At 68.9% G+C, this 13,071-nt stretch carries 13 protein-coding genes; 4 read left to right on the top strand and 9 right to left on the bottom strand.

Features of this window, described 5'->3' with window-relative positions; genetic code table 11:
- Positions 1-160 precede the first annotated feature (160 nt).
- Positions 161-655 carry a DUF3145 domain-containing protein gene (locus ACSMXV_RS14860; RefSeq protein ID WP_473178095.1) on the top strand — a complete coding sequence of 165 codons (495 nt, stop codon included), beginning with the start codon at positions 161-163 and terminating at the stop codon, positions 653-655.
- A 174-nt stretch (positions 656-829) separates the two neighbouring features.
- Here ACSMXV_RS14860 and fabF read toward each other — a convergent pair whose 3' ends face one another.
- From fabF to ACSMXV_RS14835, 5 genes are all read right to left on the bottom strand, one after another.
- Positions 830-2,092 carry a beta-ketoacyl-ACP synthase II gene (fabF, locus tag ACSMXV_RS14855; protein WP_473178094.1) on the bottom strand — a complete coding sequence of 421 codons (1,263 nt, stop codon included), beginning with the start codon at positions 2,090-2,092 and terminating at the stop codon, positions 830-832.
- Positions 2,093-2,217: 125 nt separating this feature from the next.
- Positions 2,218-2,466 (bottom strand): acyl carrier protein, encoded by a 249-nt coding sequence (locus tag ACSMXV_RS14850; RefSeq protein ID WP_181659766.1) that lies wholly within the window; start codon positions 2,464-2,466, stop codon positions 2,218-2,220.
- 65 nt (positions 2,467-2,531) lie between these two features.
- Positions 2,532-3,563 carry a ketoacyl-ACP synthase III gene (locus tag ACSMXV_RS14845; RefSeq protein ID WP_181659765.1) on the bottom strand — a complete coding sequence of 344 codons (1,032 nt, stop codon included), beginning with the start codon at positions 3,561-3,563 and terminating at the stop codon, positions 2,532-2,534.
- Between the two features lie 16 nt (positions 3,564-3,579).
- On the bottom strand, positions 3,580-4,500 hold the full coding sequence (locus ACSMXV_RS14840) for an ACP S-malonyltransferase (protein WP_473178093.1): 921 nt from the start codon (positions 4,498-4,500) through the stop codon (positions 3,580-3,582).
- Positions 4,501-4,589: 89 nt separating this feature from the next.
- Positions 4,590-5,795 carry a PucR family transcriptional regulator gene (locus ACSMXV_RS14835; RefSeq protein WP_181659763.1) on the bottom strand — a complete coding sequence of 402 codons (1,206 nt, stop codon included), beginning with the start codon at positions 5,793-5,795 and terminating at the stop codon, positions 4,590-4,592.
- A gap of 62 nt (positions 5,796-5,857) precedes the next feature.
- Here ACSMXV_RS14835 and ACSMXV_RS14830 point away from each other — a divergent pair, with 62 nt between their 5' ends.
- From ACSMXV_RS14830 to ACSMXV_RS14820, 3 genes are all read left to right on the top strand, one after another.
- Positions 5,858-6,517 (top strand): pirin family protein, encoded by a 660-nt coding sequence (locus ACSMXV_RS14830; RefSeq protein WP_473178941.1) that lies wholly within the window; start codon positions 5,858-5,860, stop codon positions 6,515-6,517.
- A gap of 67 nt (positions 6,518-6,584) precedes the next feature.
- Complete coding sequence (locus ACSMXV_RS14825; protein ID WP_181865877.1) at positions 6,585-7,070, top strand: helix-turn-helix domain-containing protein; 486 nt, start codon at positions 6,585-6,587, stop codon at positions 7,068-7,070.
- Positions 7,067-7,621, top strand: coding sequence for a PIN domain-containing protein (locus ACSMXV_RS14820; RefSeq protein WP_473178092.1), 555 nt, complete (start codon positions 7,067-7,069; stop codon positions 7,619-7,621). The genes ACSMXV_RS14825 and ACSMXV_RS14820 overlap by 4 nt, the downstream gene beginning before the upstream one ends.
- Positions 7,622-7,721: 100 nt before the next feature.
- On the opposite strand, the gene ACSMXV_RS14815 is transcribed toward ACSMXV_RS14820, so the two are convergent.
- The 4 genes from ACSMXV_RS14815 to ACSMXV_RS14800 all read right to left on the bottom strand — a co-directional run bounded on the left by ACSMXV_RS14815 (position 7,722) and on the right by ACSMXV_RS14800 (position 12,970).
- Positions 7,722-9,497, bottom strand: coding sequence for an ABC transporter ATP-binding protein (locus ACSMXV_RS14815; protein ID WP_473178091.1), 1,776 nt, complete (start codon positions 9,495-9,497; stop codon positions 7,722-7,724).
- Positions 9,494-11,257: an ABC transporter ATP-binding protein gene (locus ACSMXV_RS14810; RefSeq protein ID WP_473178090.1), complete on the bottom strand. Its 1,764-nt coding sequence runs from the start codon at positions 11,255-11,257 to the stop codon at positions 9,494-9,496. Before ACSMXV_RS14810 ends, ACSMXV_RS14815 begins: the two co-directional genes overlap by 4 nt.
- Positions 11,258-11,664: 407 nt before the next feature.
- On the bottom strand, positions 11,665-12,480 hold the full coding sequence (locus tag ACSMXV_RS14805; protein ID WP_473178089.1) for a serine hydrolase domain-containing protein: 816 nt from the start codon (positions 12,478-12,480) through the stop codon (positions 11,665-11,667).
- Positions 12,481-12,499: 19 nt separating this feature from the next.
- Positions 12,500-12,970: a GNAT family N-acetyltransferase gene (locus ACSMXV_RS14800; RefSeq protein ID WP_473178088.1), complete on the bottom strand. Its 471-nt coding sequence runs from the start codon at positions 12,968-12,970 to the stop codon at positions 12,500-12,502.
- Positions 12,971-13,071 lie beyond the last annotated feature (101 nt).

Below are 13,071 nucleotides of genomic sequence, written 5' to 3'. Positions count from 1 at the left end.
CGCTCGGCAGCGACAGGGCGGCCGGTCGACCCAGCGGCACCCCGCGGTACCGGTTCCGCTAAATTACAACAAGTCTGCTCTGCCCCTTTTGAGGAATATCGCTCGGCACGGGCGCGAGGCCGCCGGGAACGGCGCACCTCGTCCCACCCTGGAGGTCCCGGTGACGACACGTGGAGTTCTGTACGTGCACTCCGCACCGCGCGCGCTGTGCCCGCACATCGAATGGGCAGTCGCGGGCGTGCTCGGCACGCGCGTCAACCTCGACTGGGTCAGGCAGCCCGCCTCGCCGGGCACGTGGCGGTCCGAGTTCTCCTGGCAGGGCCAGGTGGGCACGGCCTCCCAACTCGCCTCCGCGCTGCGCGGCTGGCATCTGCTGCGCTTCGAGGTCACGGCCGAGCCCTGCGCCACCGCGGAGGGCGAGCGCTACAGCGCCACGCCCGAGCTGGGCATCTTCCACGCCGTCACCGGCATCCACGGCGACATCCTGATCCCCGAGGACCGGCTGCGCGCCGCGCTCGCCCGCGCACAGCGCGGTGAGACCGACCTCGAGGCGGAGATCGCCAAGCTCCTCGGCAAGCCCTGGGACGACGAACTGGAACCCTTCCGGTACGCGGGCGAGGGCGCGCCGGTGCGCTGGCTCCACCAGGTCGTGTGACGGACCCCTCTTTGCGCCTAAACCGGCGCCGCTCTCGCGGACCTGGTTGCTCGCCGTGCGGGTTCCTCAATTGACGGTTTCGGTGTTCTTCGCTTTCAAACACCATGCGCAGCACGCAATACGTTGAAGGCCCACCCCGGGATGACGGGGCGGGCCTTCAACGTACGTACGTTGCTAGACCGTCCGGAAAGCCAGCACCACGTTGTGGCCGCCGAAGCCGAACGAGTCGTTCAGCGCCGCGATCCGGCCCTCGGGCAGGGCGCGGGCCTCGCCGCGGACCACGTCGGCGTTGACCTCGGGGTCGAGGTCGTCGACGTTGATGGTCGGCGGGGCGATGCGGTGGTGGAGCGCGAGGACCGTGGCCACGGTCTCCACGCCTCCGGCGCCGCCCAGCAGGTGACCGGTCATCGACTTGGTGCCGGAGATCGCCATGTGGTCGACGTCGTCGCCGAACACCTTGCGTAGCGCCTTGATCTCGGCGACGTCGCCCTGCGGCGTCGACGTGGCGTGCGCGTTGATGTGCGCGATCTCGGCCGGCTTGAGGTCGGTCCCGTCGAGCAGATTCTGCAGTGCCTGAGCGATGCCGTTGCCGGACGGCTCGGGCTGCGTGATGTGGTGGCCGTCGGCCGAGATGCCCTGGCCGACCGCCTCCGCGTAGATCTTGGCGCCGCGGGCCCTGGCGTGCTCCTCCGACTCGAGGATGACCACGCCGGCGCCCTCGCCGAGGACGAAGCCGTCACGGCCCGAGTCGTAGGGACGCGAGGCGCCCTGCGGGTCGTCGTTGTTCTTGGACATCGCCATCATGTTGCCGAACGCGACGATCGGCAGCGGGTGGATGGCCGCCTCCGTGCCGCCTGCGACGACGACGTCCGCGCGGCCGGTGCGGATCATCTCGATCGCGTAGCCGATGGCCTCCGCGCCGGACGCACAGGCGCTCACCGGCGTGTGGACACCGGCGCGGGCACCCACCTCCAGGCCGACGTTGGCCGCCGGGGAGTTGGGCATCAGCATGGGGACGGTATGCGGCGAGACACGGCGTACGCCCTTCTCCCGCAGCACGTCGTACTGGTCGAGGAGGGTCGTCACGCCGCCGATGCCGGAGGCGATGACCGCACCCAGACGGTCCGGGTTGACCGAAGCATCCTCGCCGGCCTTGCCGGTGAAACCGGCGTCCTTCCAGGCCTCCTGAGCCGCGATCAGCGCGAACTGGGCCGAGCGGTCCAGCTTGCGGGCCTGCGGCCGCGGGATGATCTCACCCGGGTCGACGGCGATCTGCGCGGCGATACGGACCGGCAGCTCGGCGGCCCACTCCTGCTCGAGGAGGCTGACGCCGGAACGGCCGGCGACCAGTGCCTCCCAGGTGGAGGCTGCGTCGCCACCCAGCGGTGTGGTTGCGCCGATACCGGTGACGACCACGGTGCGATTGGTCGAGCTCACAGGAATTCTTTCTCCAACGGATAAGAGGATTCAGCGGCGCCACCGCCGGGTGGCGGAGCGGCGGGCACTTGGTCCTTGATCCGGGCACAGCCCCTGATCACGGACCCAAGCCCTTGATCGGTCGATCAGGCCTGGTGCTTGAGGATGTACTCGGTGGCGTCGCCGACCGTCTTGAGGTTCTTGACGTCGTCGTCCGGGATCTTGACGTCGAAGCGCTCTTCGGCGGCGACGACGACCTCGACCATGGACAGCGAGTCGACGTCCAGGTCGTCGGTGAAGGACTTGTCCAGCTGGACGTCCTCGGTGGGGATCCCGGCGATCTCGTTCACGATCTCGGCGAGACCGGCGACGATCTCTTCCTGAGTGGCGGCCATGTTGGCGCTCCTTCGTATGTATCCAGAGGGTGTGGCGGTTTCCGCCCGGAAGATCCGGACGGTGCCTAGGGGAGGGTAACGACCGTTGCGGCGTATGCGAGACCCGCCCCGAAGCCGATGACGAGCGCGGTGTCGCCGCTCTTCGCCTCGCCGGTCGCCAGGAGCCGCTCCATCGCGAGCGGAATCGAGGCGGCCGAGGTGTTGCCGGTGGTTTCCACGTCACGGGCGACCGTGACATGCTCCGGCAGCTTGAGAGTCTTCACCATCGAGTCGATGATCCGCATGTTGGCCTGGTGCGGAATGAAGACGTCCAGGTCGTCCGGGGCGATTCCGGCCGCGTCCAGCGCCTGCTGCGCGACCTTCGCCATCTCGAACACGGCCCAGCGGAACACCGCCTGGCCCTGCTGGGTGATCGCGGGGAACTTGATCTCGCCCTTGTCGTCGAGCGGCAGCTGCGCGACATCGCCGACGCGGAAACGGTCCCACGGGACGGTCTGCTTGATCGTCTCGGACTTGTCGCCCTCCGAACCCCACACGGTGGGGCCGATGTTGGGCTCCTGAGAGGGGCCGACGACGACCGCGCCCGCGCCGTCGCCGAACAGGAAGGCCGTCGCGCGGTCCTCCAGGTCGGTCAGGTCGCTGAGCCGCTCCACGCCGATGACAAGTACGTACTCTGCCGAGCCCTCGACGACCAGGCCCTTGGCGAGCGTCAGGCCGTAACCGAAGCCCGCGCAGCCGGCCGAGATGTCGAACGCGGCGGCCTTGTTCGTACCGATCTTGTCGGCGATCTCGGTGGCGACGGCCGGGGTCTGGCTGAAGTGCGAGACGGTGGAGACGACCACGGCACCGATCTGCTCGGCCGTGATCCCGGCGTCGGCGATCGCCTTGCCAGAGGCCTCGATCGACATGGCCGCGACCGTCTCCTCGGGCGATGCCCAGTGGCGGGTCGCGATGCCGGAGCGCGAGCGGATCCACTCGTCGGACGAGTCGATCTTCTCGAGGATCACCTCGTTGGGCACCACCCGGGTCGGACGGTAGCCGCCGACACCGAGGATGCGCGCATACGGGGAACCCTTGCTGGGCTTGATCTTCGACATGCTCCGGGGCTCCTTCTCAGGCCGTCTGCGCGCTGTGCTCGGCGATGAGTTCGCGGGCAGCGTCGAGGTCGTCGGGGGTCTTCAGTGCCAGCGTCCGGACGCCGGGCAGCGCGCGCTTGGCGAGGCCGGTCAGCGTCCCGCCCGGGCACACCTCAAGCAGCGCGGTCACACCCAGCTTCTGGAACGTCTCCATGCACAGGTCCCAGCGGACCGGGTTGGCGACCTGGCCGACCAGGCGCGAGACGACCTCGGCACCGGTCTCGACCGTCTGGCCGTCCTTGTTCGAGACGTACGCGACCGTCGGATCGGCGGGCGCCAGGGCCTCCGCCGCCTCGGCGAGCTTGTCGACCGCGGGCGCCATGTGCCGGGTGTGGAAGGCGCCGGCGACCTGCAGCGGCACCACGCGGCGTACGCCCTCGGGCTTGTCATCGGCCAGCGCGGCGAGTTGCTCGGCGGTGCCGGCGGCCACGATCTGGCCCGCGCCGTTCACGTTCGCCGGCGTCAGGCCGAGCTTCTCCAGGTGCGGAACCACGGTCTCGGGGTCCCCGCCCAGCAGGGCGGACATACCGGTCTGCGTGATGGCGGCGGCCTCGGCCATGGCCAGGCCCCGCGTGCGTACGAGCTGGAGGGCGGCGGTGTCGTCCAGGACGCCGGCGAAGGCGGCTGCGGTGATCTCACCGACGCTGTGTCCTGCGACCGCGCCCGGCGTCACCTCGAGTGCGGAGGCCGACAGAAGACCTGCGGCGACCAGCAGCGGCTGCGCCACGGCGGTGTCGCGGATCGCGTCCGCGTCGGCCTGCGTGCCGTAGTGGGCGAGGTCGAGCCCGATGGCGTCCGACCATGCGGCGACGCGGTCGGCGGCGCCGGGGAGATCGAGCCAGGGGGTCAGGAAACCGGGCGTCTGGGCGCCTTGGCCGGGAGCGACGAGTACGAGCACTCTCACACTCTCTCTTGTGGACGGCCGCAGCCGCCCGTGGGGACAGGGACGAAGAACCGCAGGGGGAATTGTAGGCCCCCGACAATTGGCTACGACTGAGGATCGCCGTTGGTCAAGCGCCCGAGAATCAGGGCGATGCGCAATGTGAACGCGGAGCGTACATCGGAAGGCGACCAGCCGGTGACGTCAGTCACACGTCGGAGCCGGTAGCGGACGGTGTTCGGGTGAACGAAAAGCATCCGGGCCGCCCCTTCGAGGGAGCTCGCCTGCTCCAGATAGACGCTCAGGGTCTCCAGGAGCGCCGAACCGGCCTCCTCCAGCGGTCTGTAGATCTCCTCCACCAGTTGTTCGCGTGCGGAGGGATCCATGGCGATCGCACGCTCCGGAAGCAGATCGTCCGCGAGCACAGGACGGGGAGCGTCCTGCCAAGCGAGGCACGCCTTGAGCCCGGCCGCGGCGGCCTGCGCGGACCTGGTGGCGGCCAGCAGGTCGGGGACGATGGGTCCTGCCACCACGGGCCCCGGGGCATACGGCCCGATCAGCGCTTTCGCGACCCGCAGCGGATTGTCGTCGCCGCCCGCGATGACGACCAGGCGGTCGCCCAGTACCCCGGTGAGGACCTGCAGCTTGGCGTGGCGGGCCGCGCGGCGGATCGCCTCGACCGTCAGCTCGCTGTCACCGTCCGGTGCCGTGCCCAGCACCACGCACACATGCTCGGGAGAGTTCCAGCCGAGGGCGGCGGCCCGGGAGACGGCGCCCTCGTCGGCCTCGCCGGAGAGCACCGCGTTCACCACCAGCGACTCGAGGCGGGCGTCCCATGCACCGCGGGCCTCGGCCGCCTGCGCGTACACCTGCGCGGTGGCGAAGGCGATTTCCCGCGCATATACGAGCAGGGCCTCGCGCAGCACCGACTCGTCCCCGGGCGCCGCGACCTCCTCGATCGCGGACTCCATCACCTCGATGGTCGTACGCACCATCTCGACGGTCTGCCGCAGGGTGATCGCCCTGGTCAGCTCGCGCGGCGCCGTGCCGAAGACATCCGTGGAGATCGCCTGGGGCGCGTCCGGGTGCCGGAACCACTCGGTGAACGCGGCGATACCGGCCTGTGCGACCAGACCGATCCAGGAACGGTTCTCCGGGGGCATCGCCCGGTACCACGGCAGCGTCTCGTCCATCCGGGCGATGGCCTGCGCGGCGAGGCTGCCGGAGGATTTCTCCAGCCGCTTCAGGGTCGCGGCATGCGGATGCGGGACGGATGCGGGATGCGCAGGCAGCGCGGCTTCGGGTTCGGGCACATGGACAAGACTGCCTCATCCGGACGGACGGTCCGCCAGTCGGGTCTACCGTGGAATCCGTGATGGACGTACGGCGCGCGGGCGAGCGCTACCCAGGAGGGGACCCGGCCACCGGGATCGAGTCCCTGCACGCCTTCTCCTTCGGGCCCCACTACGACCCCGGCAATCTGCGCTTCGGCGCCGTCATCGCGTGCAACGAGGAGCGCCTCGCGCCCGGTGCCGGCTTCACGGAGCACCCGCACAGCCACACCGAGATCGTGACCTGGGTCGTAGAGGGCGAACTCACACACCGCGACTCGCAGGGCCACGAGTCCGTCGTACGGCCGGGCGACGTGCAGCGCCTCAGCGCGGGCGGCGGCGTACGGCACGTCGAGCGCAACGACGGCGCAGACCCGCTGGTCTTCATCCAGATGTGGCTGGCCCCCGAGGAACCGGGCGGCGACCCCGCGTACGAGGTCGTGCACGGCATCGCGGACTCGACGCCGTACGCGGTGCCGGAGGCGGGCGCGATGCTGCACGTCCGCCGCCTGACACCGGGCGAGCGCACCGCCGTACCTGACGCCGCCTTCGCGTACGTGCACGTGGTGCGGGGCGAAGTGCGCCTGGACGGAGTGCAGTTGGCCCCGGGTGACTCGGCCCGCATCGCCGACGCGAAGGGCCTGGAGCTGGAGACGGGAGCGGAGGGGCCGGCGGAGGTACTGGTGTGGGAGATGTCGCCCTGAGCCCTCGCTTGAGACAGCTGGGCGATGCGCCTTGCGATTCTTTCGAATTACGAGAATCCTTGCCCCTATGACCCTTATGACAGACCGGACGGTACTGCCTCCCAGCGTCCCGGAGGAGCGCCAGGAGCTAGACGAGCTGGCCGCGCTGGTCACCGACACAGCCGAAAGCGCGGCACTTGTCGGGCCGGATGGCACACTGCTAAGGCTGCCACCGGCCGTCCACGAAATCCTGGTGCAGGTCATCCTCGCCATGCACGCCGGCCGGGCCATCACCATCGCCCCACGCGCGCAGCGCCTGACGACCCAGGAAGCCGCCGACGTGCTCGGCGTCAGTCGTCCCACCCTGGTCAAACTTCTGGACGAGGGGAAGATCCCGTACGAGCAGCCTGGGCGCCACCGACGAGTGCGGCTCGACGATGTGCTCGCGTATCAGGAGGCGCGCAGGGCCGAGCGCAGGCGCCGCCTCGACGACCTGGTGCGTGAAAGCGAGGATCTGGGCCTGTACGAGAACGGGACCGATGGGTCGGAAGAGCCGAGCAGCCCTTCGCGATGATCAACGCCGTACTTGACGCCTGCGTGCTCTTTCCCAATGTCCTACGGGACACCATGCTCAGTTTGGCCGAGCGCGATCTGTTCCGCCCGCTGTGGTCCTTGGAGATCCTCAGCGAGGTGCGCCGCAACGTGCTGGCGAAGCGGCCCGTGGACGCGCAGGCACTGGACCGCACCATCGCGCTGATGAACAGCGCCTTTGACGACGCCCTCGTCGAGGATTGGGAGCCTCTCGTCCCCGATATCGAAGTCCGGGACCCGGACGACCGGCACGTTCTGGCGGCTGCGATCAGCGGTCGGGCCCATGCGATCGTCACCTTCAACACCAGCGACTTCCTCGGTCCGAAGCCACTGCCTGGCGACATCGAGATCTTCCATCCCGACGCGTTTCTGATCGATCGGTTCGACGAGTCCCCGACCTCGGTGATCAGCGCGCTGACCGACCAGAGCAAGCGCTACCGCAGACCGCCGATGGATCTGGGAGCCCTCTTGGCTCGACTGGATCGATGCGGCGTTCCTGAGTTCGGTGAGGAGGTGCGGAGGCATATCTGGTAGGGGGCCAGTCGCTGGTTCCGGGGTGCGGGCCGTTGGCAGGGGAGACGCCGATTGACGCGATATCCGCAAAAGGGACAGGCGCTATCTGATCAGGTACGTCTTAAACCGACGGGCGGGGCCGGTCGCCGTGCCACGAGTGCCAGAGTTCTGCATAGGGTCCGCCACTGGCGACAAGATCGTCGTGTGTGCCGATTTCCATGACTCTGCCTACCTCCATGACGGCTACCCGGTCGGCGTCGTGAGCGGTGTGCAGCCGGTGGGCGATGGCCAGTACGGTGCGGCCCTTGAGAACGGACGAAAGAGCGCGTTCGACATCGCGCGCGGTGGTTGGGTCCAGCATCGCCGTGGCTTCGTCGAGTATGACGGTGTGCGGGTCGGCAAGGACGACGCGGGCCAGTGCAAGCTGCTGGGCTTGCCCGGCATCGAGCCGGTGTCGAGTGGGGCTCAGCTCGGTGTCGAGGCCGTCGGGCAGGTCGTCCAGCCAGCCCGCGCCGACGGCGGCAATCGCTGCGTGCAGCTCGTCGTCGGAGGCCGATGGTTTGGCGATGAGCAGATTGTCGCGTACCGACGCTTGGAGCACATGGTGCTCCTGGGTGACCAGGATGATCTGGCGGCGCAACTGCTCGGGCGGCAAGGCTGCGACGGGGACCCCGCCCACGGTCACGGAACCGCTAAGCGGCGTGTCGATGCCAGCCAGGAGTCTGCCCAGGATGGACTTTCCCGCGCCCGACCGTCCGACGATCGCCAGGCGCTCTCCAGACCGTACGGTCAAGTCGACGCCGTGGAGCACCTCGGGCCCGCCGTCGTAGGCGTAGCGGACGTCAAGGACCTCGATGCGGTCGTCCGTAGGCACATCCGTGCTGGTGGGCCGGGAGCGCGGGAGCGTGCTCAGGCCTTCGAGTCGCGCGAACGACGCCGCACAACTCTGGAGCTGATCGATCCAGATCTCCATTGTTTCGAGCGGACCGGCGAGCTGCCGCAGGTAAAGGGCGCAGGTGACGACGGCCCCGAGGCTGAGGACGCCGTGCTCGTACAGCGCGGCGCCGACGAGCAGGACGCCGGCGATCGGGATGAAGTAGGAGATGTCGATGGTGGGGTAGAGCACGGTCCGCAGTGTCAGCGTGCGAAGGCGGCTACGTCGGGCGCGCTCAACGGCCGCGGCGGTCGCCTCAAGCCGTCGTTGCTCAAGACTGAGCGCCTCCACGGTACGGGCGCCGGACACGGTGGCAACGAGCTCTTCGGCGAGTGCCGAGTTGGCATCGCCCAGGTCGAGGTAGGCGCTTCGCGCCCGCTTCAGATACCAGCGGGTGGCGACCACGATGCCGAGGAGGCCGACCACACCGCAGGTACCGAGCAGGGGATCGACGAGGAAGACGGCGGTGAGGATGAGCAGGGCCTGGACGGTCGCGACGAGCACGTCAGGGGCGGCGGAACTCATGGTCATGGCCACGTTCCTGACGTCACCGGCGCCACGGGCTGTCAAGTCGCCGGTGACCACCCGCTCGACGGTGGCGGGCTCCAAGCCGAGAATCCGAGCGAGGAACTGCTCGCGCACATGTGCAGAGATCCGCTCCCCGAAGCGTGCGCTGAGGTAGCGCGCGTAGCGGGTCAAGGTGATCTGCAGCAGAGCGAATACCACCAGAAGCACTGCAAGACGATCGATCTGGTGAACATTGCCGGCCCCGGCCTCGATGGTGTTGACGATACGTCCGAACAGCCATGGCCCGGCCAGTCCAGCGACGGTAGCGAGCGAGTTGAACAGGAGTATCGAGCTGAACGGGCCCTTCTCGCGGCGGATGAGGCCGAACGCCGCGCGACGCGCCTCGGCCGGAGAAGCGGTGGGAAGCTGGTCACCTGCCAGCGCGGCGCCGCTCATCGCGCTGTGCTCGGTGCCGGCGGAATCCCGATGCCTCTCTGCGGACCAGGATCGTGCTCGTCTTCCAAGCCCCGGGATGCCAGTCGACGGTATCCGGGTTCCCGCTCCAACAGATCGTGGTGGGTCCCTGTAGCGGCGACGCGGCCCTCGACGAGGTAGTGCACGACGTCTGCCCGGTCCAGCAGCAACGGGGAGGTGGTGGTGACCATGGTCGTGCGGCCGCTGCGCCCGTCGTACAGTCGGGCCGCGATCGTCGCCTCGGTGCGCGCGTCCACCGCTGACGTGGGCTCGGCAGCGACGAGCACCTCAGGATCGGCAAACAGCGCGCGAGCGAGGCGGATGCGCTGCCGCTGGCCGCCTGAGAAATTCCGGGCCTGGGACTCGACGGTCGAGGAGAGTCCGTTGGACAAGCCCTTGACGACGTCCTCCGCAGCCGCCAGATGCAGCGCGCGTAGGACGGACTGATCATCCGAATTCAGCCGGCCGGCGACGACCTCGCGCAGCGTGCCTGCGAAGATGTCAGCTTCGTTGTCCGCCACCAGGATGCGATCACGAATCCGTCGAGGCGCTACGGCATCGAGCGGGATGTCGCCCCAGGCAGCCTCCGAGGGCTGAAACCGCCCCAAGCGGTCGACGACGGCCTGGGCGTCCTGCGGCCGCGCGCTCACCACGGCCGTGAATCGGCCGACAGCGACCTCGACGCCGGAGGCCGGATCACGCAGGCTGGCGGCTTCGCTCGGCCCGTCGCCCGTCGCGGGCACGCCCGCCGTGTCCTGTCGCAGGTTCAACAGCGCGATGACCCGCCGCGCGGACACCACGGCCTGAGAAAGGTACGAGCCGTTCTCGATCAGTTCCGTCACCGGGATCACGAGGAAGGCGACGTAACCGTAGACAGCGACGAGGTCTCCGATGGAGATGGTGTGCTGGGCGGCCATCCGGGCGGCCAGCCACGTCACGGCAGCCAGGAAAAGCAGCGGGAGCCCGACGCCGAGGGTGGGTACCCAACTGGCGACAGACGCGACCCGGAAGCCCTCATCACGCAACTGCCGGGATTCCCTCCGGTAGCGTTCGGCGAATCGGTCCTTCCCGCCGATGCCGTTGAGCAGACGCAGGCCCTCGACGATGTCGACCAGATGGCCCGTCAGCTCGCCTTGCCGCTGGCGGTAGTCCGAGCCGACCTCGCGCAGTCGTCCGAGCACCGGTCCCACGGCCGCCGCGACAACGGGAACCCCAAGCAACACGATCAGCGCCAGCAACGGCGAAATGGACAGCAGCATTCCCGCCACCACGATGTAGGCGACTACGGCGCCCACTCCAGGGCCGACGATGGTCAGACTCTGGCTGATGACCCACACGTCGCCGATCCCGATCGTGGTTATCTCACCGGCCGTGACCCTGCGTGTGAGCGAGCTCCCCAGCCTCGTGGACTGTTCGACAACCGCGTTGACCGTCCTGAAAGCGGCATCCATACGCACCTTCGTGAGTGTGCGGTGACGGGTGATGGCAACCACACCGTTCAGCACGCCCACCGCGAGAAGCACCAGGACCCAGCCCACCAGCGAGGAATAGTGCCCCGGTCGTAGCCCGTCGTCGACAGCGCGGGAGAGTACGTAGGGCGGCAACGTGAGGCCCAGCATCCAGAGGACCCCCAGCAGCATTGCGAGCAGGACCCGCCGACGCTGGCTTGTGACCAGCCACCAGATGTACCGCAGAGCTCCGCTGACATCCTGTTCACGAGGCCTCGTGTGCTGGTCTCTCACTGGTGCAGACCCCATTTCTCACGCGCTGGCGTGCAGCAGCTCGGCCTCACACATGCACGCGAAGAACACGTCGGACTCCGCCCAGATGCAACGTCCGCAAGGTGAGTTGCGGAACAGGCGCGCGGCGGGTGCACGCCGCGCCCATTATTACGAACGGCCAGCGGCAGGCCAGCGTCGTGCGTCCAGCCCGCAGCGGCACGCGAAAGCACAAACGAGACGTTCCGTATCGAAGCCGACGGCAGGCGCTCGACGCAGGTCCGCCCCCTATGGGCAGCTGCGTCTCAGCTTGGCCGAGGCTGAGCAGTTGCCGCCGAGCTGCGTCTTGCCTTCGGCGATGACGGGCCGGAGACCGTTCGACGTGCCGGACGCGGTGAAGCAGGCCGTCTCGGGTTTGTGGCGCGGCGTCATCAGCGGCGCAGTTCGGACAGAACCGCATCCGTAAAAGCAGGCCAAGCCTCAACCGCCCACGGCCCGAACGCCCGGTCCGTAAGGGCCACGCAAGCGACCCCCACAACGGGGTCGACCCAAAGAAACGTGCCGGACTGCCCGAAGTGCCCGAACGTCCGAGCCGAGGACGAACTCCCCGTCCAGTGGGGCGACTTGGAGTCCCGGATCTCAAAGCCGAGCCCCCAGTCGTTGGGGTTCTGGTGCCCGTACCCGGGAAGGACCCCCTTCGTCCCGGGATACTGCACGGTCATCGCCTCGGCCACCGTCCGAGGGTCGAGCAACCGCGGCGCCTGCACCTCCGCCGCGAACCTGACCAGATCGTCGACCGTCGAGACGCCGTCCTTGGCGGGCGAGCCGTCGAGCGTCGTGGAGGCCATGCCGAGCGGCTCCAGGACGGCCTGCCGGGCGTACTCGGCGAACGGGATGTCCGTCGCCTTGGCGACATGATCACCGAGCACCTCGAAACCCGCGTTCGAGTACAGCCGCCGCGTGCCCGGCGCCGCAGTCGCCCGGTGCTCGTCGAAGGCGAGACCGGACGTGTGGGCCAGCAGATGCCGGACCGTCGAGCCCTCGGGTCCGGCCGGCTCGTCGAGTTCGATCGCGCCCTCTTCGTACGCGACCAGCGCCGCGTACGCCGCGAGCGGCTTGGTGACCGAGGCGAGCGGGAAGCGGTGGCCCGTGGGACCGTGAGCCCCCAGGAGCGTTCCGTCCGCGCGGACGACGGCGGCGGCCGCGGTCGGGACCGGCCAGTTCTCGATCAGCGCCAGGCTCTGCATGCGTACGAGCGTAAGCGCCTTACAAGATCAGCCGCATCGAGGGGTCCGGCTTGCGTACGAAACCGAGCGAGGCGTACAGCGGCTCCGCCTCCGCGGAGGCGTTGAGGTCCACGCTGCCCGCCCCGCGCTCACGGAACCAGTCGAGCAGCGCGCCCATGCACGCGCGGGCGTACCCCTTCCGCCGCTGGTCCGGATCCGTGGCGACGCTGAAGACGTAACCCACCGCGCCGTGCGGATTGCCGGCGCGGCCGATCCGGTACTCCATCGTCCCGGCCACCATCGTCGCCAGCGCACCCGGCCGGTCCGGATGGTCGAGGACGAAGGCCGCGAAATCCCCGTCGGGATCCGTGAGTCTGCCCCGCAACGTGATGGCCGACTCCGCGTGCCAGTCGGTCCGCTCGCCCTCGGCGAAGGCTGAGTCGATCATGATCTGGCGCAGCCTTATCAGTTCCTCGGCGTCTGCGGGTCCGGCGCGGCGTACAAGATTCATGATCGGCACGCTAGCGACCGGGCTCCGCGCCGTCCTCCGATTTTCGCCGGGATTTGACCGGTCTGCGCTTGCTTGGAGTGCACTCCAAGGCCATAGCGTGG

The organism is Streptomyces sp. DSM 42067 (assembly GCF_055792885.1).
The sequence above is the reverse complement of the archived record's forward strand: the minus strand, read 5'-3'. Positions and strand labels throughout refer to the sequence as shown.

Bases quoted from the DNA above. Each gene is read 5' to 3' on its own strand.
- ACSMXV_RS14850 (WP_181659766.1), bottom strand. From the start codon at position 2,466: ATGGCCGCCACTCAGGAAGAGATCGTCGCCGGTCTCGCCGAGATCGTG.
- ACSMXV_RS14845 (WP_181659765.1), bottom strand. From the start codon at position 3,563: ATGTCGAAGATCAAGCCCAGCAAGGGTTCCCCGTATGCGCGCATCCTC.
- ACSMXV_RS14830 (WP_473178941.1), top strand. From the start codon at position 5,858: ATGGACGTACGGCGCGCGGGCGAGCGCTACCCAGGAGGGGACCCGGCC.
- ACSMXV_RS14825 (WP_181865877.1), top strand. From the start codon at position 6,585: ATGACCCTTATGACAGACCGGACGGTACTGCCTCCCAGCGTCCCGGAG.
- ACSMXV_RS14820 (WP_473178092.1), top strand. From the start codon at position 7,067: ATGATCAACGCCGTACTTGACGCCTGCGTGCTCTTTCCCAATGTCCTA.
- ACSMXV_RS14815 (WP_473178091.1), bottom strand. From the start codon at position 9,497: ATGAGCGGCGCCGCGCTGGCAGGTGACCAGCTTCCCACCGCTTCTCCG.
- ACSMXV_RS14805 (WP_473178089.1), bottom strand. From the start codon at position 12,480: ATGCAGAGCCTGGCGCTGATCGAGAACTGGCCGGTCCCGACCGCGGCC.
- ACSMXV_RS14800 (WP_473178088.1), bottom strand. From the start codon at position 12,970: ATGAATCTTGTACGCCGCGCCGGACCCGCAGACGCCGAGGAACTGATA.